The organism is Amycolatopsis lexingtonensis (assembly GCF_014873755.1).
In the GTDB taxonomy this organism is placed as follows: domain Bacteria; phylum Actinomycetota; class Actinomycetes; order Mycobacteriales; family Pseudonocardiaceae; genus Amycolatopsis; species Amycolatopsis lexingtonensis.
This window is the reverse complement of the sequence record NZ_JADBEG010000001.1, coordinates 2,129,307-2,148,919: the sequence shown is the minus strand read 5'-3', so window position 1 is coordinate 2,148,919 and position 19,613 is coordinate 2,129,307. Positions and strand designations below refer to the sequence as shown.

23 protein-coding genes are annotated in these 19,613 nt (G+C 71.7%); 14 read left to right on the top strand and 9 right to left on the bottom strand.

Features of this window, described 5'->3' with window-relative positions:
- The first annotated feature begins 1 nt into the window (after nucleotide 1).
- The 3 genes from H4696_RS10060 to hisG all read left to right on the top strand — a co-directional run bounded on the left by H4696_RS10060 (nucleotide 2) and on the right by hisG (nucleotide 1,735).
- Nucleotides 2-487: a methylated-DNA--[protein]-cysteine S-methyltransferase gene (locus H4696_RS10060; RefSeq protein WP_086860491.1), complete on the top strand. Its 486-nt coding sequence runs from the start codon at nucleotides 2-4 to the stop codon at nucleotides 485-487.
- Nucleotides 488-590: 103 nt separating this feature from the next.
- Nucleotides 591-854: a phosphoribosyl-ATP diphosphatase gene (locus H4696_RS10055; RefSeq protein WP_086681128.1), complete on the top strand. Its 264-nt coding sequence runs from the start codon at nucleotides 591-593 to the stop codon at nucleotides 852-854.
- Between the two features lie 35 nt (nucleotides 855-889).
- Nucleotides 890-1,735, top strand: coding sequence for an ATP phosphoribosyltransferase (gene hisG / locus H4696_RS10050; RefSeq protein ID WP_086860499.1), 846 nt, complete (start codon nucleotides 890-892; stop codon nucleotides 1,733-1,735).
- Nucleotides 1,736-1,765: 30 nt separating this feature from the next.
- Here hisG and H4696_RS10045 read toward each other — a convergent pair whose 3' ends face one another.
- From H4696_RS10045 to H4696_RS10035, 3 genes are all read right to left on the bottom strand, one after another.
- Nucleotides 1,766-2,701 (bottom strand): ParA family protein, encoded by a 936-nt coding sequence (locus H4696_RS10045; protein ID WP_086860489.1) that lies wholly within the window; start codon nucleotides 2,699-2,701, stop codon nucleotides 1,766-1,768.
- Nucleotides 2,702-2,765: 64 nt separating this feature from the next.
- The gene (locus H4696_RS10040) at nucleotides 2,766-3,557 is read right to left on the bottom strand and encodes a thioesterase family protein (protein ID WP_086860487.1); all 792 of its coding nucleotides are present in this window, start codon (nucleotides 3,555-3,557) and stop codon (nucleotides 2,766-2,768) included.
- The gene (locus tag H4696_RS10035) at nucleotides 3,557-4,456 is read right to left on the bottom strand and encodes a RecB family exonuclease (protein ID WP_086860485.1); all 900 of its coding nucleotides are present in this window, start codon (nucleotides 4,454-4,456) and stop codon (nucleotides 3,557-3,559) included. The genes H4696_RS10040 and H4696_RS10035 overlap by 1 nt, the downstream gene beginning before the upstream one ends.
- 274 nt (nucleotides 4,457-4,730) lie before the next feature.
- On the opposite strand from H4696_RS10035, the gene H4696_RS10030 reads away from it, so the two are divergent.
- Together H4696_RS10030 and H4696_RS10025 are read left to right on the top strand one after the other, a co-directional pair.
- The gene (locus H4696_RS10030) at nucleotides 4,731-5,882 is read left to right on the top strand and encodes a M50 family metallopeptidase (RefSeq protein WP_192782224.1); all 1,152 of its coding nucleotides are present in this window, start codon (nucleotides 4,731-4,733) and stop codon (nucleotides 5,880-5,882) included.
- 62 nt (nucleotides 5,883-5,944) lie between these two features.
- The gene (locus H4696_RS10025) at nucleotides 5,945-6,775 is read left to right on the top strand and encodes a tRNA (adenine-N1)-methyltransferase (protein WP_086856969.1); all 831 of its coding nucleotides are present in this window, start codon (nucleotides 5,945-5,947) and stop codon (nucleotides 6,773-6,775) included.
- Here H4696_RS10025 and H4696_RS10020 read toward each other — a convergent pair.
- On the bottom strand, nucleotides 6,772-7,218 hold the full coding sequence (locus H4696_RS10020) for a hypothetical protein (RefSeq protein ID WP_086856960.1): 447 nt from the start codon (nucleotides 7,216-7,218) through the stop codon (nucleotides 6,772-6,774). The genes H4696_RS10025 and H4696_RS10020 overlap by 4 nt on opposite strands.
- A gap of 13 nt (nucleotides 7,219-7,231) precedes the next feature.
- Nucleotides 7,232-8,125: a hypothetical protein gene (locus H4696_RS10015; RefSeq protein WP_086856961.1), complete on the bottom strand. Its 894-nt coding sequence runs from the start codon at nucleotides 8,123-8,125 to the stop codon at nucleotides 7,232-7,234.
- A gap of 359 nt (nucleotides 8,126-8,484) precedes the next feature.
- On the opposite strand from H4696_RS10015, the gene arc reads away from it, so the two are divergent.
- Nucleotides 8,485-10,287, top strand: a complete 1,803-nt coding sequence (arc, locus tag H4696_RS10010) for a proteasome ATPase (RefSeq protein WP_086856962.1) — start codon at nucleotides 8,485-8,487, stop codon at nucleotides 10,285-10,287.
- A gap of 54 nt (nucleotides 10,288-10,341) precedes the next feature.
- Here the strand turns inward: arc and H4696_RS10005 are convergent, their stop codons facing one another.
- Complete coding sequence (locus H4696_RS10005) at nucleotides 10,342-11,262, bottom strand: DMT family transporter (RefSeq protein WP_086856963.1); 921 nt, start codon at nucleotides 11,260-11,262, stop codon at nucleotides 10,342-10,344.
- A 98-nt stretch (nucleotides 11,263-11,360) separates the two neighbouring features.
- Between H4696_RS10005 and H4696_RS10000 the strand changes: the two genes are divergently transcribed.
- A complete protein-coding gene (locus H4696_RS10000; protein WP_086856964.1) occupies nucleotides 11,361-12,209 on the top strand; it encodes a DUF3626 domain-containing protein in 849 nt (282 codons plus the stop codon).
- On the opposite strand, the gene H4696_RS09995 is transcribed toward H4696_RS10000, so the two are convergent.
- On the bottom strand, nucleotides 12,189-13,070 hold the full coding sequence (locus tag H4696_RS09995; RefSeq protein WP_086856965.1) for a TIGR03620 family F420-dependent LLM class oxidoreductase: 882 nt from the start codon (nucleotides 13,068-13,070) through the stop codon (nucleotides 12,189-12,191). The two genes, H4696_RS10000 and H4696_RS09995, sit on opposite strands and share 21 nt — an antisense overlap.
- A gap of 68 nt (nucleotides 13,071-13,138) precedes the next feature.
- On the bottom strand, nucleotides 13,139-13,477 hold the full coding sequence (locus H4696_RS09990; RefSeq protein ID WP_086856966.1) for an ArsR/SmtB family transcription factor: 339 nt from the start codon (nucleotides 13,475-13,477) through the stop codon (nucleotides 13,139-13,141).
- A gap of 48 nt (nucleotides 13,478-13,525) precedes the next feature.
- Between H4696_RS09990 and H4696_RS09985 the strand changes: the two genes are divergently transcribed.
- Genes H4696_RS09985 through H4696_RS09975 form a run of 3 tightly spaced genes read left to right on the top strand, consistent with a single transcriptional unit; the run spans nucleotide 13,526 to nucleotide 15,463 of the window.
- On the top strand, nucleotides 13,526-13,864 hold the full coding sequence (locus H4696_RS09985; RefSeq protein ID WP_086856967.1) for a hypothetical protein: 339 nt from the start codon (nucleotides 13,526-13,528) through the stop codon (nucleotides 13,862-13,864).
- Complete coding sequence (locus tag H4696_RS09980; RefSeq protein ID WP_086856968.1) at nucleotides 13,861-14,802, top strand: aldo/keto reductase; 942 nt, start codon at nucleotides 13,861-13,863, stop codon at nucleotides 14,800-14,802. The genes H4696_RS09985 and H4696_RS09980 overlap by 4 nt, the downstream gene beginning before the upstream one ends.
- Nucleotides 14,803-14,851: 49 nt before the next feature.
- On the top strand, nucleotides 14,852-15,463 hold the full coding sequence (locus tag H4696_RS09975) for a hypothetical protein (RefSeq protein ID WP_338078663.1): 612 nt from the start codon (nucleotides 14,852-14,854) through the stop codon (nucleotides 15,461-15,463).
- Here H4696_RS09975 and H4696_RS09970 read toward each other — a convergent pair.
- The gene (locus tag H4696_RS09970; protein ID WP_192782223.1) at nucleotides 15,454-15,972 is read right to left on the bottom strand and encodes an NUDIX hydrolase; all 519 of its coding nucleotides are present in this window, start codon (nucleotides 15,970-15,972) and stop codon (nucleotides 15,454-15,456) included. The genes H4696_RS09975 and H4696_RS09970 overlap by 10 nt on opposite strands.
- Nucleotides 15,973-16,013: 41 nt before the next feature.
- On the opposite strand from H4696_RS09970, the gene dop reads away from it, so the two are divergent.
- The 4 genes from dop (at nucleotide 16,014) to prcA (ending at nucleotide 19,611) form a co-directional block, all read left to right on the top strand.
- The gene (dop, locus tag H4696_RS09965) at nucleotides 16,014-17,516 is read left to right on the top strand and encodes a depupylase/deamidase Dop (RefSeq protein ID WP_086865718.1); all 1,503 of its coding nucleotides are present in this window, start codon (nucleotides 16,014-16,016) and stop codon (nucleotides 17,514-17,516) included.
- 86 nt (nucleotides 17,517-17,602) lie between these two features.
- Entirely contained in the window at nucleotides 17,603-17,797 is a 195-nt protein-coding gene (locus H4696_RS09960; RefSeq protein ID WP_013226725.1) for a ubiquitin-like protein Pup, read from the top strand.
- Nucleotides 17,798-17,908: 111 nt separating this feature from the next.
- On the top strand, nucleotides 17,909-18,763 hold the full coding sequence (prcB, locus tag H4696_RS09955) for a proteasome subunit beta (RefSeq protein WP_192782222.1): 855 nt from the start codon (nucleotides 17,909-17,911) through the stop codon (nucleotides 18,761-18,763).
- Between the two features lie 53 nt (nucleotides 18,764-18,816).
- Nucleotides 18,817-19,611 (top strand): proteasome subunit alpha, encoded by a 795-nt coding sequence (gene prcA, locus H4696_RS09950; protein ID WP_086858823.1) that lies wholly within the window; start codon nucleotides 18,817-18,819, stop codon nucleotides 19,609-19,611.
- The last annotated feature ends 2 nt before the right edge of the window (nucleotides 19,612-19,613 follow it).

The following is a 19,613-nucleotide window of genomic DNA, read 5'->3' as shown; positions in this document are numbered from 1 at the left end:
CATGCGTTCCCACTCGATCGTCGACAGTCCCTGCGGCCCGCTGACGCTGGTCGCCGAGGACGACGCGCTCTGCGGCCTGTACATGGCCGGGCAGCGCCACCGCCCGGACGAGCTGACGTTCGGCCGGGCCGACCCCGGCGCGGACATCTTCGCCCGCGCCGAAACCGAGCTGAAGGAGTACTTCGCCGGGCAGCGCGAGCAGTTCGAGCTGCCGCTGACCTTCGTCGGGACGCCGTTCCAGCGCTCGGTCTGGGCCCAGCTGCGCGAGATCCCGTACGGCACGACGATCTCGTACGGCGAGCTGGCCGACCGGCTCGGCAACCCGGGCGCGTCCCGGGCGGTCGGGCTGGCGAACGGCAAGAACCCGATCGGCATCATCGTCCCGTGCCACCGGGTGGTCGGCTCGACCGGCTCGCTCACCGGCTACGGCGGCGGCCTGGAACGCAAGCGGTACCTGCTCGACTTCGAGCGGGGGTCGCTCTTCTGATCCCAGCTCGTGGGAGGTGGCGTCCACTCCCGTGTGAGATGGGCTGCACCCGCGGCGGGGCGGGGCGGCGCCCGCGGGGCCGGGGTGGAAGGATCTGCAGATCGTGAAGACCTTCGATGAGCTGTTCGCGGAGCTTGCCGAGCGCGCGCGTACCCGTCCCGACGGGTCCGGCACCGTCGTCGCCCTGGACGCCGGGGTGCACGCCCAGGGCAAGAAGGTGCTCGAGGAAGCCGGCGAGGTGTGGATCGCCGCCGAGCACGAGTCCGACGACCGCCTCGCCGAGGAGATCTCCCAGCTGCTGTACCGGGTGCAGGTGCTGATGCTCGGCCGCGGTCTGTCGACCGAGGACGTCTACCGCTACCTGTGACGGGTGGTCCACCGCTGAACGAGGAGAAGAGCGAAATGCTGCGTGTTGCCGTGCCGAACAAGGGAGCCCTCGCCGCCGCGGCGACGGAGATGCTCGGCGAGGCGGGCTACCGCAAGCGGCATGAGCAGCGCGACCTGACCGTGCTCGACCCGGTGAACGAGGTCGAGTTCTTCTTCCTGCGGCCCAAGGACATCGCGATCTACGTCGGCTCCGGCGAACTCGACCTCGGCATCACCGGCCGGGACCTCGCGCTCGACTCCGGCGCGCCGGTCGAGGAGATCCAGGCACTCGGCTTCGGCGGCTCGACGTTCCGCTACGCCGCCCCGGCGGGCAAGGACTGGAAGCCGGCGGACCTGCACGGCAAGCGGCTCGCGACGTCGTACCCGCGGCTGGTCCGCGACGACCTCGCCCGCCACGGCGTCGAGGCCGAAGTGATCCGCCTCGACGGCGCCGTGGAGATCTCGATCCAGCTCGGCGTCGCGGACGCGATCGCGGACGTGGTCGAGTCCGGGCGGTCGCTGCGCCAGAACAACCTGGTGGCCTTCGGTGACCCGATCTGCGTCTCCGAAGCGGTGCTGCTGCAGCGCAAGGGGACCGCGGAGAGCAAGGCCAAGTCGCAGCTCGCGGCGCGGCTGCGCGGGGTCGTGTTCGCGCAGCAGTACCTGATGCTGGACTACGACTGCCCGCGCACGCTCGTCGAGCGGGCGATCGCCATCACGCCGGGCCTCGAGTCGCCGACGGTGGCCCCGCTGGCCGACGAAGACTGGGTCGCCGTGCGCGCGATGGTGTCGCGCAAGGACGTCAACCGGATCATGGACGAGCTGGCCGAAGTGGGCGCCAAGGCGATCCTGGCGTCGGACATCCGCTCCTGCCGACTCTGACCCCTGGAGCCCGGCCGGCCGCGCCGAACCTCAGCGCGGCCGGTTGGGCTTCTTCGGCAGCAGGTCGTAGAGGCCCTTGCGGACGCCGTTGTCGTTGACGTTGCGCGCCACCGCGACCTCGGAGATGAAGTCCTCGAAGACGAACTCCTCGTCCGCGGGCACGACGGCCGGGGCCTGGTTCTGCTCCAGGTAGCCGTCGAGGGTGCCCGCGATCTCGCGGAACGACAGCGCCTGCAACGTCTCCGGGGCGTAGGTCGTCACCGGGACGCCGTGCGCGGCCGCTTCGTTCATCACCACGCCCAGCGGCAGGTGCGACAGCATCGGGATGCCGAACTCGTACATCTCCTGCAGCGCCGCGGCCGCGTAGTGCGAGATCGGCCGCCGGTAGAGGCTCGGCACCAGCCCGAACCACGACAGCGGCTGCCGCCCCACGGTCTGCTCGACGTACCGGACCTGGTCGGCCAGCAGCCGCAGCGCGCGGATGCTCGTCTTGTCCGGCTGGACCGGCACGAGGATGCCGTGCGACGCCGCCAGCGCGTTGTTCGTCAGCACGTCGAGCGCCGGCGGGCAGTCGATGACGCAGTGGTCGTAGTTGGCGAACTGGATGACCCGCGCCAGCTGCCAGCCGGGTACGCGGAACGAGTCGAGCCGCCGGATCAGGTCGAACATCCCCGGTGACGTAGGCACGACGTCGAGTGCGCCGCCCTTGCCGAGGTTGCTGCGCGGGTGCGGGACGACGAGCTCCTCGATCGGCCCCTTCCACGTCTTGGCCAGCGCCTTCGCCAGGGTCGGCGTGTCCCCGCGGACCTCGGACAGGCCGAGCATCTCGGTCGTCGCGTGGCCCTGCGGGTCGAGGTCGATAAGCAGCACCCGCCGGCCCCGCTCGGCCAGCGCGGCCGCGGTGCCGACGCTCAGCGAGGTCTTGCCGACCCCGCCTTTCTGGTTGACCACCGAGGTGATCTGCATACCGGAGCGCTCCTCAAGTCGGTCGTTCCGCGAAGGTTATTGGATCCGGGCCGATTGTGGGTGGCTATCCGCCCCCGGCCTGTCGCGGCCGGACCATCAGCGCCTGCGCGCCGGTGGCCAGCGGGCCGCTCGCGTCGTGGAGGATGCTCGTCGCCGTGCCGATGCCGTGCTCGCCGACCAGCGTGACCGCGTCCAGGCCGAGCCACTCGCCCGCCGGCACCCGCCGCAGGTGGACGGTCAGCTCGGAGTTGATGAACCACCACTGCCGCGGGTCGAGGAAGTTCGACACGCCGTTGCCGGAGTCGGCGATGGTGAACAGCCGCTGCAGCCCGCTCGGCTCTTCGCCGTCGACCAGCGGGACGCGCTGCCGGGCCCAGACCGCGGCCGGGCCGGGCACGTCCATGCCACCGCGGACCGCGCGCCACTCCACCGCGTCGAGGTAGCCGCTCTGCCAGCCCTCCGGCCACGGCGACTCCGTGACGCTGTCCGGCGCGGGCAGCATCGGCCCGCCGTCAGTGGCGATCTCGGCGGTGTCCGAGGTCGCGACGCGCCACGCCGACGCGCGGGCCACCACGCGCTCCGCGCTCGCCAGCTCCGCCTGCAGCAGCTCGACCGACCGGCCGGGGCGCTCCACCCGGGCCCGCACGGTCAGTTCGGCGACCGGGGCCGGCCCGAGGATTTCGACGGTGACCCTGGCCAGTTCGGCCGGGTGCGCGGGTTCGACGTTTTCGAGGGCCCGCACCAGCAACGCCGACGGCGGCCCGAAGTGCTGCGACTCCGAGGACCACGGGCCGGCGGTGTGCGCGGTCGCGGCGAACCGGCCTTCGCCGAGCGGGACGTAGAACGCGTCGGCCATCAGTCGGCCCGGTCCAGCGGCGTCTCCTCGCCCGCGCCGGGCTCCGGCCAGCCGGGGTATTCGGGCGGGGTGCCGCCGTACTCGGGGCAGTGCGCCTGGTGGTCGCACCAGTTGCACAGCTTGCTCTTGTTCGCGCGGAAGTCGCCGGTCTTGCCCGCCTTGAGGATGGCCTGCCAGATGGCTTCGAGGGTGCGCTCGAAGCGGAGCAGCTCGGCTTCGTCCGGGGTGTAGGCCAGCGATTGACCGTCGGTGAGGTACATCAGTTTCAGCTGCCGCGGCACGATCCCGCGCAGCCGCCACAGCACGACGGCGTAGAACTTCATCTGGAACATCGCCTTGGCCTCGCCGATTTCCCGCGGCGCGGCCCCGGTCTTGTAGTCCACCACCCGGATCTCGCCGGTCGGCGCGACGTCCAGGCGGTCGATGTAGCCGCGCAGCAGGACACCGGAGCCGAGCTCGATCTCGACGTGCAACTCGCACGCCTCCGGTTCCAGCCGCCGCGGGTCTTCCAGCTCGAAGTAGGCGTCCAGCAGCTTTTCCGCCGAGCGCAGCCACTCCGCGTGCTCGTCGGGCTTTTCGTCGTCGAACAGCTCGGTCCACTCCGGACGGTCCGCGGACAGGTCGGTCCACGCCGGGCCGAGCAGCTCGCGCGCCTGCGCTGGGACTCGCTCGGCGGCGGGCAAGGCGAACAGCCGCTCCAGCACCGAGTGGACGAGCGTGCCGCGCAGCTGCGCCTTGGTCGGCACCTCGGGCAGCCGGTCGACCGCGCGGAACCGGTAGAGCAGCGGGCACTGCTTGAAGTCACTGGCCCGTGACGGCGACAACGCGGGCCGCCGCCGCACCTCGGTGGCGACGGCGGCGGCTGGGGGTTCCGTGGTGACGGTGTCGGCGTCGGGCATGGGCAGAGCGTAACGCCGGGGTACGACAGTTCCGGCGACCGCAACGCCCGCACCGGCGTCGAGGTGGGGAGAAGCCACCGGGTGGGAGCGCTTTCCGCCGGTCCCCGGGTTGCGGTGTGGCGACCGGCCCGCAGTTCTGTCCGCCGCCGAGTGTCTTGAATGACTCATTCAAGACCACCGAAGACCTGAATGAGTCATTCAGGACACGCGGGTGCGCGACACCATCCGGGCCGGATCACCCGCTCCCCACACCCAGGGCTCTAGGCTCTCGGGCATGGCCGCGACCAGTGAACAGGGCACCGGGGGCACCCGGCAGGCCGTCCGCCCGGACGGCGGGCTCGTGCTTTTCCGCGTCGCCGGCGTCCCCGTGCTGCTGGCGCCGTCCTGGTGGATCGGCTCGCTGATCGTCGTCGTGCTCTACGCGCCGCTCGTCGGGCGGCTGCTCCCGGACGCCTCCACCGTCACCTCGTGGCTGCTGGCCGGCGCGTTCGCACTGCTGCTGGGGCTTTCCGTGCTCGCGCACGAGCTCGGGCACTGCCTGGTCGCGCTGCGGCTGGGGATCCCCGTGCGGCGGCTGCGCCTGTTCCTGCTCGGCGGCCTGTCCGAAGTGGCCCGCACACCCAAGCGGCCCGGCCAGGAAGGACTGGTCGCCGCGGCCGGGCCGGCGGTGTCGCTGCTGCTCGGGGCGTTCTGCGGCCTGCTGATGTTCGCCGTGCCGCCGGACGGCGCGGTCTGGCTCCTGGTGGCCGAGTGCGCCGTGGCGAACCTCGCCGTCGGCGTGTTCAACCTGCTGCCCGGGCTGCCGCTCGACGGCGGCAGGCTGGTCCGCGCCGGGGTCTGGGCGGCCACCGGGATCCGCTCGAAGGGCACGCGCGCCGCGGTCGCCGGCGGGGCGGTCGTGGCCGCGGGGCTGCTCGTCTGGGCGCTGTGGGGCCTGGCCACCGCGAGCCCGGACCGCTGGCTGCGGCTGGGTGTCTGCGTCGTCACGGCGTGGTTCGTCATCCTCGGCGCGCGCTCGGAGCTGGCCGCCGAGGCGCGCCGCACGTGGCCGGAGGGGCTGGTGCTCGGCGAGCTGGTGCGGCCGGTGCTGCAGCTGCCCGCCGAAAGCCCGGTGTCGGACGCGCTGGCCGCGTCGGCGGGCCGGGGCGTGGTGCTGGTCCGGGCCGACGGTGTCGCGGCCGGGCTGCTCGACGAAGGCGCGGCGGAGCGGCTCGCGAGCACGTCGCCGCACGCGCCGGCCGAGCTGGCCGCCGAGCCGATCCGGGCCGAGACCGTGCTCCTGGCGTCGGAGCCGGGGGAGGACGTCGTCGAGCGGGTCCGCGAGACGGCCGCGTGGCAGTTCCTCGTCGTCGACGACGAGGGCCGTCCGGCGGGCGTGCTGCGCCGGGACGACCTGCGGGCCGCGCTGAACCGCCGCACCCGCTGACGCCGCGCCCCGGGCGGCCTGCGAAGATCTGTCGTCGGCCATTCGGGGTACAGGAGGAAGTGTTGTCGGTCAGCGGACCGTTTCGCGCGGGTGATCGGGTGCAGTTGACCGACTCGAAGGGGCGCCACTACACCCTGACGCTGGCCGACGGCGGTGAGTACCACACGCACCGCGGCGGCCTCGCCCACGACGACCTGATCGGCCGTCCTGAAGGGTCGGTCGTGACGTCCGCGGGCGGCTCCACCTACCTCGCGCTGCGTCCCCTCCTGCCGGACTACGTGCTGTCGATGCCGCGCGGCGCGCAGGTGATCTACCCGAAGGACGCCGCCCAGATCGTCATGTGGGGCGACATCTTCCCGGGCGCGCGAGTCCTCGAGGCGGGTGCCGGTTCGGGCGCGCTGACGTGCTCGCTGCTGCGCGCGGTCGGCCCGGCCGGGAGCGTGCAGTCCTACGAGATCCGCGAAGACCACGCCGTGCACGCCGAGCAGAACGTCGTGAAGTTCTTCGGCGAGAAGCCGGCCAACTGGTCGCTCACCGTCGCCGACCTGGCCTCGCACGAAGGCGAGGTCGACCGGGTCGTGCTGGACATGCTGGCCCCGTGGGAGCAGCTGCCGAACGTGGCCGCCCACCTCGTGCCGGGCGGCGTGCTGACCGTCTACGTCGCGACCGTGACGCAGCTTTCGCGGGTCACCGAGTCGCTGCGCGAGCAGCAGTGCTGGACCGAGCCCGAGTCGTGGGAAACGCTCATGCGCCCGTGGCACGTCGTCGGCCTGGCCGTCCGCCCGGACCACCGGATGGTCGCCCACACGGCGTTCCTGCTCACCGCGCGCCGCCTGGCGGACGGGACCGTCTCACCGCGCGTGTCGCGCCGCCCGGCCAAGGGCAAGGGCTAACCCGGCACGCACCAGCGGCCGCTCTCCTTGTGCAGGGGGAACGGCGTGTCCTTGGTGCCGCCCGCCGCTTCCACGTGCACCTTCGCGGTGGCGGACTCGCCGCGCACCTCCGGCGGTTCCGCCAGGGTCGCCGTGACCGGGCCGGCCGCGTCCCACGTCCGCTGCAGCCCGGCCAGTGCCTCCGCGCTCTGCGGGCGGCAGGTCAGCCTGCCGAACGCCGCCGAGTCGTGCCGGGCGATGGCGTCGACGATCGCCTTGGCCAGGACGCCGACCGCCGCCGTGTCCGATGCGCTCGGCGAGGGGGACGGCGACGGCCGGGCTGGCCGGGGCGTGTCCGAGGGCGCGGGCGGGGCACCGGACGGCGCGACGAGCAGCAGTCCCAGCACCACGCCCACGCCGGCCACGCCGAGCAGGACCAGCCCGGCGACGAGCGCGCGCTTCACCGCCGGCGGCGGCTCACGAGCCGTCCGCCTTCACGTTGGACAGGCACCACAGTCCGGATTCCTTCTGCGCGGACATGGTGCCGACCTTGGTCTTGCTCCCGTCCGTGGCGGAATAGCGCACGGTGGCCTTGTCGCCGGTCTCGGTCGGCTCGCCGGTCAGCTTGACCGTGACCTTCGGGATGTCGCCCGTGCTGCCCTCGTAGACGCTGCGGCAGATGACGTCGCCGAGCGCCTTCTCGTCGCTGGCGTTGTAGGCCGCGATCGTCGTGTCGAACAGCTCCTTCGAGCTGGCCTGGCCGGCCGGGGCCGGGCCGCTCGCCGGCTTGCTGCCGCTGGTCGAGGGCCGGGTCGGCGACGTGGTCTTGGGCTTCGAAGCGGACGTCTTGGGTGCCGACGTCGGCGCGGCCGAGCTGCTGCTGGCCGGCGGGGCGGCGGTGGTGCTGTCGTCATCCTTGTTGGCCAGGACGAACGCGGTCACACCGCCGCCGACGAGGACCACCGCGCCGACCGCGATGCCGACGATGAGGCCGGTTTTCTTCTTCTTGGGCGGGGGCGCGTCGCCGAAGCCGCCGCCGTACTGGTCGTAGCCGCCGAAGCCCTGCTGCTGGGGCTGGCCCCATTGGTCCTGCTGGCCGTACTGGGGGTAGCCCTGCTGGGGCTGAGCGCCCGTCTGGGGCGGGTAACCGCCCTGCTGGGGCTGCCCGTACGGGTCGGACTGGCCGTACTGCTGGGGCTGGCCGTACGGGTCCGGCTGCCCGAACTGCTGGGTGCCGCCGTAGCCCGGCTGCTGCTGCGGTCCGCTCTGGGGGTAGCCGCCCTGCTGGGGCTGGCCGTAGGGCCCGGGCTGCTGCCCGTAGCCCCCGGGCTGCTGGCCGTAGCCGCCCGGCTGCTGCGGCGGGTAGGTCATGAGTGGTGCCCCCTAGCGTCCTTCGAAGAGACCCGGCAGACGGTGCCGATGTCGGCCCGATGCTAGCCACCGGGCCCGTCCGCCGCGCGGTTAGGGCGGAACTGGCCGGAATTGCCCGTTGTCCCGCCGGTTGGGCACCGCGAGGACGGGGTACTCCCGTCGTGCTTGTTTCACCCCGGCCCGGTCGGACCCGCGACACACCCGTGCCACGGCACCGAAATGGCCGCTTGCGCTGCGGGAATGTCCGTGCTGGGGAAGGCCGGCGAACCGCGACGCGCCGATCTTGTGATCCGGAAAGGCCTTTTCTTGTCGGTGATCGCCGGTACCGTGGAATGAAAAGCACTCCGAGGAGGTGCCCGATGCATCATGACCTTCCCGGAGGTCGGCGCGAGGAGGCCGACCCTTCAGCAACATCCGGAGCTGGGACGACGGCGGACGAGCAGGCTCGGCAGATCCGTTTTCTCGAGGAAGAAGTGGCGCTGCTGCGCCGCAAACTGACGGACTCGCCACGGCAGAACCGAGTTCTCGAACAACGACTCGCCGAGGCCTCGGAAAGGGTGAGCCAGCTCACCGAGCGCAACACCAAACTGGTCGAGACGCTGCGTGAAGCGCGAGGACAGCTCCTCGCTCTCCGCGAAGAGGTCGACCGGCTGGCCCAGCCACCGTCCGGGTACGGCGTCTTCGTCGAGGCGTACGAGGACAACACGGTGGACGTCTTCACCGCGGGCCGGAAGATGCGGGTGTCGGTTTCGCCCGCGGTCGAGATCTCGTCGTTGCGGCGCGGCCAGGCGCTGCGGCTCAACGAGGCCCTCACCGTGGTCGAAGGCGGCGGTTTCGAGCGCACCGGTGAAGTGTGCGCGTTGCGCGAGGTGCTCGCGCCGGACGTCGAGGGCGGCAGCCTTCGCGCGCTGGTGGTCGGGCACGCGGACGAGGAGCGGGTGGTCCTGCTCTCCGATCTGCTGGCGGAGCAGCCGCTCAAGCCGGGCGACTCGCTCCTGGTCGACTCCAAGGCCGGCTACGCGTACGAGCGCGTGCCGAAGGCGGAGGTCGAGGACCTGGTGCTGGAGGAGGTGCCGGACGTCCGCTACGAGGACATCGGCGGCCTCACCCGGCAGATCGAGCAGATCCGGGACGCGGTGGAACTGCCGTTCCTGCACGCGGACCTGTACCAGGAGTACCAGCTGCGGCCCCCGAAGGGTGTCCTGCTCTACGGCCCGCCGGGCTGCGGCAAGACGCTCATCGCGAAGGCGGTGGCGAACTCGCTGGCCAAGAAGGTGGCCGCGGCGCGGGGCGAAAACGAGGACGGGAAGTCCTACTTCCTGAACATCAAGGGCCCCGAGCTGCTCAACAAGTTCGTCGGCGAGACCGAGCGGCACATCCGCTTGATCTTCCAGCGAGCGCGGGAGAAGGCCTCCGAAGGCACCCCGGTGATCGTGTTCTTCGACGAGATGGACTCGATCTTCCGGACCCGTGGGTCGGGCGTGTCGTCCGACGTCGAGACCACGATCGTGCCGCAGCTGCTGTCGGAGATCGACGGTGTCGAAGGCCTGGAGAACGTCATCGTCATCGGCGCCTCCAACCGCGAAGACATGATCGACCCGGCGATCCTGCGGCCGGGCCGGCTCGACGTCAAGATCAAGATCGAGCGTCCGGACGCCGAAGGCGCGAAGGACATCTTCTCCAAGTACCTGGCCGAAGGCCTGCCGATCCACGCCGACGACCTCGCCGAGTTCGGCGGCGACGCCAAGGCGACGTTCGACGCGATGATCCAGCACACCGTCGAGCGGATGTACGAGGAGAGCGACGAGAACCGGTTCCTCGAGGTGACCTACGCCAACGGGGACAAGGAAGTCCTGTACTTCCGCGACTTCAACTCGGGCGCGATGATCCAGAACATCGTGGACCGGGCCAAGAAGTCGGCGATCAAGTCGGTGCTGGAGACCAAGCAGCCGGGTCTCCGCGTGCAGCACCTGCTCGACGCGATCGTCGACGAGTTCGCGGAGAACGAGGACCTGCCCAACACCACCAACCCGGACGACTGGGCCCGGATCTCCGGCAAGAAGGGCGAGCGGATCGTCTACATCCGCACGCTCGTCACCGGCAAGAACCAGGACTCGGGGCGGGCGATCGACACCGCCACGAACACCGGTCAGTACCTGTAGGTGCGAACAAGCCGATGGGGCGGTGCGCTTCGGCGCACCGCCCCACCTGCGTGTCTAGGGGCGGACCAGCTCCGGCTCGGCGGCGCGGCGCGCCCGCAGCCGGCCGTGGGCGGCCAGGATGCCCAGCACCACGAGGAGCGCGCCGGCCGGCTGGTTCCAGCTCACCGGTTCGCCCAGCACGAGCACCCCGAGCAGCACCCCGACGACCGGCGTCAGGTACGTGACCGCCGAGGCGTTGGCCGCGCCCCAGGCGGCGATGATGCGGACGTTCCAGACGTAGGCCAGCCCGGTGCCGAACACCCCGAGTGCGACCATGCTCGCCACCACGGCGAGGTCCAGGTGCACCGGTGCCGTGGCGATGACCGGGGCGAGCAGTCCCAAGAGCACGGTCGCGGCCGCGGTCTGCCCGAACGCGACGACCACCGGGTCCGTCCCGCGCGGGGAGACGAAGCGGCGCATGTACACGAAGCAGGCGCCGTAGCAGGTGGTCGCGCCGAGGCAGGCGAGCTGCGCGGTCAGCTGGTGGGAGACGTCGACGCCGTGCCACACGCCGACGATCGTGAGCACCCCGAGGAAACCCAGCAGCAGCCCGGCGACCTTCGGCGGGGTGAACCGTTCCTCGGGCAGGGCCGCGGCCGCCAGCAGCATCGTGATGAGCGGGGTGGTCGCGTTGAAAATACTGGCCAAACCGGACGAAATGTACTGCTCCGCCCACGAGAACAAGAGGAACGGCACCACGCACAGCAGTACCGACACGACGGCGAGGTGACCCCACAGCACGGGATCCCGGGGGAGCGGGCGCCGGCGCACGGCCAGCACGAACCCGAGCGCGAGCGCGCCGAGCGCCACCCGGGCGAGCGCGACCTGCGCGGGGGAGAGGCCGCTCAGCCCCACCTTGATGAACAGGAAACTCGCACCCCAGACCACGGCCAGCAGCGCGAACCGCACCGTGACCCCGAAACCCGCCAGTCGCATGGGCGCAGTCAATCCGGCGGGCGGCTCCCGAAGCCAGCGGTTTTCGGACCTCGCCTTGTGTATAACGACCTATACCGCGCGGGAGTAGGGTGACGCCCATGGCCCGGGGGAACGGGAAACCGCGCTGGCAGGCGGCGGTGCGCCACGTCGCCGGCCGGGTGACCGGGCCGCCGCTGCCCGAAGACCTCGACGTCACCGTGCACTTCCACCCGGAACGCCTGGTGGGGAACGTCCCGCTGCTGCGGCACCTGCGCGCCGACGGCGTCTACCGCTCGCAGTTCGAGACGGGGACCGGCAACGGCGGCCTGACCGCGCACGTCGGCGGTGACCGGTGGCGCTGGGAGCACCGGATCTTCGGCGGCGTCTACGACGACCTGCCGCCGTCGGCGCGGCCGAAGTACGGCTCCCTCAACCACCGCCGCCGTCCCGCGGGCGGGTCGGTCCGGTTCGGCTCCTCGCACCTGCGCCTGAAGCGGGAAGTGCTCACGCGGGTGACGTTCTGCTACCCCGACAGCTTTCGCGAGCCGGCGGACTTCGGCACGGTCGCGCACCTGCCGCTGCTCCCGCTCGTCGAAGCGGACGCGCCGGACGAACTGGACGACTACATCGAGGCGCACGTCCACGGCCCGCTGCTGGTCCCGTCCGACGTCGCGGCGCTGGTGCTGGACCCGGCGTTCCGCGGCACCGACGTCGAGGCCGCGGCCGCCGGGTTCGGCTGCCCGACGTACTGGCACCACGGGTTCCGGCTCTCCGTGGCCGTCCTGGCCGAGCACGCGGACTACCGCGGCGAGGACGTTGTGCGGGCCGGCGCGGACATCGCCGAAAACGGGTGGCTGGACGCCCGCGTCATCGGCGAGGCCGTCCGCGCCGGGCGGCACGATCCCCAGGTGCTCAAGCGCGTGTGGCACTGCACCGCGCGGTTCGGGCTACGCGACGCCGGCGGGTAGCAGCGCTTCGGCCAGCCGGCGCCAGTGTGGCATGACGGAGGTGCTCGGTCCGGCCCCGAGCACCTGGATGCCGACGTGGTCGGCACCGGCGTCGAGGTGGGCGCCCAGCTTGGCGGTGATCGTGTCGAGGTCGCCCCAGAAGACGAGGTCGTCGACGAGGCGGTCGCTGCCGCGGCCGCTGTCGATGTCCGCTTCGGTGTAGCCGAGGCGCAGGAACTTGGCGATGTTGTACTTCGACGTGAGGTAGGTGTGCAGGTGGGCGCGGGCGGTCGCCCGCGCCTCGGCCGCGTCGGTCTCGAACAGCACGGCGTGCTCGACGCCGAGGAACGGGCCGTCGCCGAGGATCTCGCGTGCCTGGGCCGTGTGCTCCGGGGTCACGTGGTAGGTGTGCGCGCCCGCCGAGCGGTCGCGGGCCAGTTCCAGCATCTTCGGCCCGTACGCGGCGAGCAGCCGCCGGATCGGCGTCCCGGAGGCGGGGAAGGCGTCCAGGGCGTCGAGGTAATCGGTCATCGCCTGCAGTGGCCGGGTGCCGGGCTTGCCGCCGCCGCCGTAGCCGAGGCCCAGCAGGTGGCGGTCCGGGTAGGCCTCGGCCAGGAGCCGGGCGCCGCCGTGGGTCCACTGGGGCTCGCGGGCCCAGATCTGCGCGATCCCGTTGACGACGGTGAGGCGCTCGGTGGCCGCGAGCAGGAACCCCGCGTGCGTCAAGGCTTCGCGTCGCTCGGTTTCGGGGATCCAGACGGCCGGCCAGCCGAGCTCTTCCAGCTCCTGCACGGAGTCCCGGATCAGGCCGGCCGGCTGGTTCTCGAAGTCGAACGTCCAGATGCCGTAGCGGCCGAGCCGCATGTTCTCGATCGTGCCCATGTATCGAAGTATCGCATATTTACGATGTGAGACGCAGCGGGGAGGTCGTCGAACGGCAGGGGAGGGGATCAGAGGGAGTGGCCGAGCACGGCGACGAACTCCGCGATCCGGGCCTCGTCGCGCTTGTAGTGCGTCCACTTGCCGACGCGCGTCGCCCGGACCAGGCTGGCGCGCTGGAGCGACGCCATGTACGCCGACACGGTCGACTGCGCGAGCCCCAGCTTCTCCTGGATGTGGCTCACGCACACGCCGACCTCGGCCGGGTCGGCGATCGCGCGCTCGACCGGGAAGTGCCGCTCCGGCTCCCGCAGCCACCGCAGGACCTGGAGCCGGACCGGGTTCGCGAGCGCCTTGAAGACGTCGAGCAGGTGCTCGACGTCAGGCTCGGATTCGGTGCGTGTCGTCATGGCTTCCCTCCCACCATACCGGCGTATAACGACCTATACTTCCGGGCCGTGAGCGAAGAAACCCGGCGGCCTCGCGCGCCCATCACCGAATCCGACGTCCTGGCCTGGCTCGAGACGACGGCCGCCGCCGTCGAGGCGGGGGAGGTGGGCGCCCAGGAGCTCATCGACCTGCTCGGGGAGTTCCGCCGCGCGTCGGCCGCCTGCGCCGACGCGTCGGACTGGCTGCTGCTCGCGGCCCGCGAAGGGGGCGCGAGCCTCCGCCAGATCGCGCCCGTCTTCGGCAAGGGCTACGTCCGGGCTCCGGCCGCGCGGCTGGAGAAGCTCCACCGCCAGGCGCAGAACTCCGGCCAGTGGCTGGCGATCCTGCGGCACAAGCAGACCGCGTGAGGGGCGCCGTGGACCGCATCGCACTGGGCCTGGCCGCGCTCGGCAGGCCCGCGTACATCAACCTGGGCCGCGACGGGGCGCTGCCGCCGGTGCGGGACGTCGCTTCGATGCGCGCGGCGACGTTCGAAGTCCTCGACGACGCCTACGCCGCCGGGGTCCGGCACGTCGACGTCGCCCGGTCGTACGGGCGCTCGGAGGAGTTCCTGGCCGGCTGGCTCGCCGAGCGCGGCCACGCCGACGTCGAGGTCTCGAGCAAGTGGGGCTACGCCTACGTCGGGCAGTGGCGGCTCGACGCCGAAGTGCACGAGGTGAAGGAGCACTCGGCGGCGCGGTTCGCCGCGCAGTGGGCGGAAACCCTGGCGCTGCTGGGGGAGCGGGTCGGGCTCTACCAGGTCCATTCGCTCACTGTGGACAGTCCACTGTTCACCGACGAGCCGTTGGTCGAGGCGCTGGCGGAGCTCGCCGCGAACGGCGTGGCGGTGGGGTTCTCGACGTCCGGGCCGAAGCAGGCCGACGCGATCGAGCGGGCGTTCGCGCTGGAAGTCGCCGGGCAGCCGGTGTTTTCGGCCGTGCAGTCGACGTGGAACGTCCTGGAGCCCTCCGCCGGTCGCGCCCTCGAGGCGGCGCACGCGGCCGGGAAGCGGGTCCTGGTCAAGGAAACCCTGGCCAACGGCCGGCTCGCCGTCGAGGCGCCGCCCGCCGTCCTCGACGTCGCCGCGGCGCACGAGACGGGGCCGGACGCGGTCGCTGTGGCCGCGGTGCTGGGACAGGACTGGGCGGACCGCGCGGTCATCGGCCCGGCGAGCCCGGCCCAGCTGGCGGCGAACCTGCGCGCCACCACGCTTGCCCTGAGCGCCGAGGAGCGCGGCGCGCTCGCGGACCTCGCCGAGAACCCGCAGGAGTACTGGCGACACCGGTCCTCCTTGCAGTGGGACTGAGCGGCTGCACTACCCTTCGCAGGCACGGAAACCGACGACAGGAGGCCGGGTGCGTCATCGTCAGGTGGTCGCCTTGGCCGCGGTCGCGCTGGTCGGCCTGACGGCCTGCGAAGGGCCCGATCCGAACAACCTCGAGACGTACTACGACGATCCGGCGCCGACGTCCGCGCCGGTCACGACCGTCGAAGCGCCGGTGAGCCGGGCGGAAGCCGCCCCGGTCACGCCGCCGGCGCCCGATCCCGGTCTGCTCGCGGAACGCGCGCTGCTGTCCGACGCGGACGTCGCGGAGGAGGGCGTGCAGCCCGGCTCGAGCGAGATCGCGGGGTGCCTGGCGGACGGGCCGTCGGCGGGGAGCCGGACCGCGACCTGGCGCTACTCCAGCGGCTCGGAGCTGAGCCACCGCGTCCTGGTGTTCCCGGACTCCTCGGCCGCTCAGGCGGTCGCGGAAAACGAGTGCGCGGGCAAGACGGTGAACGTCCCCGCCCAGCCCGGGGTCGAGCGGCAGCAAGCCTGGCGCGACGGCAAGACCTGCACGGTGCTGCTGGCCAGGGGAACGCTCGTGTCCGAGCTGACGGTCTCGGCGAGCACCGAGGCGCGGGCCGTGGACGCGGCCAAGCGCCTGCTGCCCGCCATGGCGGCGAAGCTGGCCGCTCAGCCGTAGCGGCGGAACCACTCCTGGACGCCTTCGCGGCCGTCGGGGATGAAGGGCAGCGCGGGTGCCGGGTCGTCGATCCAGGCGCGCAGCTCTTCGAGCGGGATCCAGCGGCCTTCGACGATCTCTTCGGCCTGGTGGCGGATCGGGCCGTCCCAGCGGACCTCGAAGGCGAAGTTGTGGCAGCGGTTGCGGCCGTCGTCGTAGACCTTGGTGAACAGGGGAACGGGTTCCACCCCGTGGACGCCGAGTTCTTCCGCCAGTTCGCGGCGGGCGCACTCGGCCGGGGTTTCGCCCGCGGCGACCACGCCGCCGGCCCAGCAGTCCCAGGTCGAGGGGAACACGTCCTTGTCCGGGGTGCGGAGGTGCACGTAGACGGCTTTTCCGTCACTCGAACGGACCAGGACGACGCCGGCGGCGTGCCACAGGGCGTCGGCGCGGACGCGGGCGCGGGTGGTCTCGCCGACCACCGAGCCGGCCTGGTCATAGAGGGCAACGAGTTCGTCACTGCCTGGCATGGGTGCATCGTTCCACTAGGACGACCCCGTAGGGTGGGGACATGCGGCGGATCATGGGAACCGAAGTCGAGTACGGCATCTCCGTGCCGGGCGACGCGACGGCGAACCCGGTACTCACCTCCACCCAGGTCGTGCTGGCCTACGCGGCCGCGGCCGACATCCCGCGCGCCCGCCGGGCGCGGTGGGACTACGAGGTGGAGAGCCCGCTTCGGGACGCGCGCGGGTTCGACCTGACCGGCCCCGGCGGGCCGGGCCACGACCCGGACGTCGAGGACCTGGGCGCGGCGAACGTCATCCTGACCAACGGGGCGCGGCTGTACGTCGACCACGCGCACCCGGAGTACTCGGCGCCCGAGGTGACGAACGCGCGCGACGCGGTCATCTGGGACAAGGCGGGCGAACGGGTGATGGAGGAGGCCGCGCTGAAGGCGGCGTCCGTCCCGGGCCAGCCGCAGCTGCAGCTCTACAAGAACAACGTCGACGGCAAGGGCGCGAGCTACGGCACGCACGAGAACTACCTGATGGCGCGGTCGACGCCGTTCACCGCGGTGATCGCGGGGCTGACGCCGTTCTTCGTGTCGAGGCAGGTGGTGACCGGCTCGGGCCGGGTCGGGATCGGCCAGCAGAGTGAAGAGGCCGGGTTCCAGCTCTCCCAGCGTGCGGACTACATCGAGGTCGAGGTCGGCCTGGAGACCACGCTGAAGCGCGGGATCATCAACACGCGCGACGAGCCGCACGCGGACGCGGACAAGTACCGCCGGCTGCACGTCATCATCGGCGACGCGAACATGTCGGAGTACTCGACGTACCTGAAGGTCGGGACGACGGCGCTGGTGCTGGACCTGATCGAGTCGGGCATCCGCTTCGACGACCTGAAGCTCGACGAGCCGGTCAAGGCGGTGCACCAGATCAGCCACGACCCGACGCTGAAGACGCAGGTCGCGCTGGCGAACGGCAAGAAGTACACCGGTCTCGACCTGCAGTTCGCCTACCACGAGATCGCTTCGCAGAACCTGGAGCGCACGGGCGCCGACCAGGCGTCGAAGGAGGTCCTGCGGGTCTGGGGCGAGGTGCTGGACGCGCTGGCGCGCGACCCGCAGGAGTGCGCCGACCGGCTGGACTGGCCGGCGAAGCTGCGGCTGCTGGAGGGCTACCGGCAGCGGGACAACCTGGCCTGGGGCGCGCCGCGGCTGCGCCTGGTCGACCTGCAGTACTCGGACGTGCGCCTGGCCAAGGGCCTGTACAACCGCCTGGTGACGCGCGGCTCGATGAAGCGGCTGGTCTCGGAGGAAGAGGTGCTCGCCGCGGTCACGACGCCGCCGTCGGACACGCGGGCGTACTTCCGGGGCCGGGCGCTGGAGAAGTACGCGGCGTCGATCGCGGCCGCGTCGTGGGATTCGGTCATCTTCGACGTGGGCAAGGAGTCACTGGTGCGCATCCCGACCCTGGAGCCGTTGCGGGGGACGAAGGCGCACGTCGGCAAGCTGCTGGACAACGCGGCGACCGCGGAAGAGCTCGTGGAGGCGCTCACCGGTTCGGACTAGGCGGGACGCACCAGCGATCGCGGCGTGACCCCGAATGTCGGGGCCGCTGGGTAGGCTAGGAAACATCAGCCACACCGGGAGGCGAGATGGCCCAGGAAAAGATCGAAAAGCACGGCGGTGGTGACTCCGACGAGGAGTTCGACGACACCGGCGCGGCGGGTCAGGAGCGGCGCGAAAAGCTCGGCGAGGACGTCGACACGATCCTCGACGAGATCGACGACGTGCTCGAAGAGAACGCCGAGGACTTCGTCCGGGCCTACGTGCAGAAGGGCGGCGAGTAGCCGCACCGGGGCACTGCGCCCTTGCCGACCGTTCAGCCGGCGGCCGGGGTTCCGCGTGGCCGTTGGCGCGCGCGGGGCTCCGGCCCGCACAGATGGGACTTTTGAGCACGTATGGACAACACCAGGGGCATCTCGGGTCCCGCGCTGCCTGCCGCGTACTTCTCATCGGCGACGTCGTCGTTCTCCGACTTCTTGCGGGTACAGGCGCCGGAGCTGCTTCCGGAGCGGCGCGTGACGGGTGGTGCGGCCGAACTGGGCGTGCCGCACGGGACGACGATCGTGGCCTGCACGTTCGCGGGCGGCGTGCTGATCGCGGGTGACCGGCGGGCGACGTCGGGCAACCTGATCGCGAGCCGCGACATCGAGAAGGTGCACGTCACCGACGAGTACTCGGCGGTCGGCATCGCGGGCACGGCGGGGCTGGCCGTGGAGATGGTGCGGCTGTACGCGGTCGAGCTGGCGCACTACGAAAAGATCGAGGGCGTTTCGCTGTCGCTGGACGGCAAGACGAACAAGCTGGCCGGCATGGTCAAGGCGAACCTCGAGATGGCGATGGCCGGGCTGGCGGCCATCCCGCTGTTCGTCGGGTACGACCTGGAAGCCGAGGACGCCAAGCACGCGGGCCGGATCGTCTCGTACGACGCCGCGGGCGGCCGCTACGAGGAGAACGGCGGCTACGCGGGTATCGGCTCGGGTTCGCTGTTCGCGAAATCGGCGCTGAAGAAGCTGCACGACCCGGACGCCGACGTCGAAGGCGCGATCCGGGTGGCGGTGGAAGCGCTGTACGACGCGGCGGACGACGACACGGCGTCCGGCGGCCCGGACCTCGTGCGGCGGATCTTCCCGAGCGTCGTGACGATCACCGCGGAGCACGGCGCCGTGCAGCTGCCGGAGTCGGAGACCGCGGCCGTCGCGGAGGCTGTCGTGCAGGGGCGGATCGAGCGCCAGCAGCGCCGGCTCGCCTGACGCGGAGCCGGACCAGTGAACGTAGGAACACCGAAAGACCTGGAGCGCACACCGTGACGATGCCGTTGTATGCCTCTCCCGAGCAGCTGATGCGGGAGCGTTCCGAGCTGGCGCGCAAGGGCATCGCGCGCGGCCGGAGCGTGGTGGTGCTGAAGTACGCGGGCGGCGTGCTGTTCGTGGCGGAGAACCCGTCGGCGACCCTGCACAAGGTGTCCGAGATCTACGACCGCATCGGTTTCGCGGCGGTCGGGCGCTACAGCGAGTTCGAGAACCTGCGCGTGGCGGGCATCCGCCACGCGGACCTCAAGGGCTACCAGTACGACCGGCGTGACGTGAGCGCGCGGGCGCTGGCGAACGCCTACGCGGCGACGCTGGGCAGCATCTTCACCGAGCAGCTGAAGCCGTTCGAGGTCGAGGTCTGCGTCGCGGAGGTCGCCGCGACCTCGGCCGAGGACCAGCTGTACCGGCTGACGTACGACGGCTCGATCTTCGACGAGCCGCAGTACGTGGTCATGGGCGGCCAGAACGAGAAGATCGCGGCGAAGCTGAAGGAAACCTTCGAGGACGGCCTGGACCTCCAGGGCGCGCTGAGCGTGGCGGTGGCCGCCCTGCGCACCCCGACCCAGCCGGCGACGACGTCCTCGTCGTCTTCGTCCACCTCGTCGTCGAACGCGGCCGCGGCGAACGGCAACGGCGAGGCCGACCCGATCAAGCTGGAGGTGGCGGTCCTGGACCGCGACCGCCCGCGCCGCGCGTTCCGCCGCCTGACCGGGGCGGCACTGGACGCACTGCTGCCGGTCCCGGACCCGGCGGGCGAAGAGCCGGAGGCGAAGCCGGACGGCGAGTGAGT

Excerpts from the sequence above, each read along its gene's own strand:
- H4696_RS10060 (WP_086860491.1), top strand. The coding sequence starts at position 2 with ATGCGTTCCCACTCGATCGTCGACAGTCCCTGCGGCCCGCTGACGCTG.
- hisG (WP_086860499.1), top strand. The coding sequence starts at position 890 with ATGCTGCGTGTTGCCGTGCCGAACAAGGGAGCCCTCGCCGCCGCGGCG.
- H4696_RS10045 (WP_086860489.1), bottom strand. The coding sequence starts at position 2,701 with ATGCAGATCACCTCGGTGGTCAACCAGAAAGGCGGGGTCGGCAAGACC.
- H4696_RS10040 (WP_086860487.1), bottom strand. The coding sequence starts at position 3,557 with ATGGCCGACGCGTTCTACGTCCCGCTCGGCGAAGGCCGGTTCGCCGCG.
- H4696_RS10035 (WP_086860485.1), bottom strand. The coding sequence starts at position 4,456 with ATGCCCGACGCCGACACCGTCACCACGGAACCCCCAGCCGCCGCCGTC.
- H4696_RS10030 (WP_192782224.1), top strand. The coding sequence starts at position 4,731 with ATGGCCGCGACCAGTGAACAGGGCACCGGGGGCACCCGGCAGGCCGTC.
- H4696_RS10015 (WP_086856961.1), bottom strand. The coding sequence starts at position 8,125 with ATGACCTACCCGCCGCAGCAGCCGGGCGGCTACGGCCAGCAGCCCGGG.
- arc (WP_086856962.1), top strand. The coding sequence starts at position 8,485 with ATGCATCATGACCTTCCCGGAGGTCGGCGCGAGGAGGCCGACCCTTCA.
- H4696_RS10005 (WP_086856963.1), bottom strand. The coding sequence starts at position 11,262 with ATGCGACTGGCGGGTTTCGGGGTCACGGTGCGGTTCGCGCTGCTGGCC.
- H4696_RS10000 (WP_086856964.1), top strand. The coding sequence starts at position 11,361 with ATGGCCCGGGGGAACGGGAAACCGCGCTGGCAGGCGGCGGTGCGCCAC.
- H4696_RS09995 (WP_086856965.1), bottom strand. The coding sequence starts at position 13,070 with ATGGGCACGATCGAGAACATGCGGCTCGGCCGCTACGGCATCTGGACG.
- H4696_RS09990 (WP_086856966.1), bottom strand. The coding sequence starts at position 13,477 with ATGACGACACGCACCGAATCCGAGCCTGACGTCGAGCACCTGCTCGAC.
- H4696_RS09970 (WP_192782223.1), bottom strand. The coding sequence starts at position 15,972 with ATGCCAGGCAGTGACGAACTCGTTGCCCTCTATGACCAGGCCGGCTCG.
- dop (WP_086865718.1), top strand. The coding sequence starts at position 16,014 with ATGCGGCGGATCATGGGAACCGAAGTCGAGTACGGCATCTCCGTGCCG.
- H4696_RS09960 (WP_013226725.1), top strand. The coding sequence starts at position 17,603 with ATGGCCCAGGAAAAGATCGAAAAGCACGGCGGTGGTGACTCCGACGAG.
- prcB (WP_192782222.1), top strand. The coding sequence starts at position 17,909 with ATGGACAACACCAGGGGCATCTCGGGTCCCGCGCTGCCTGCCGCGTAC.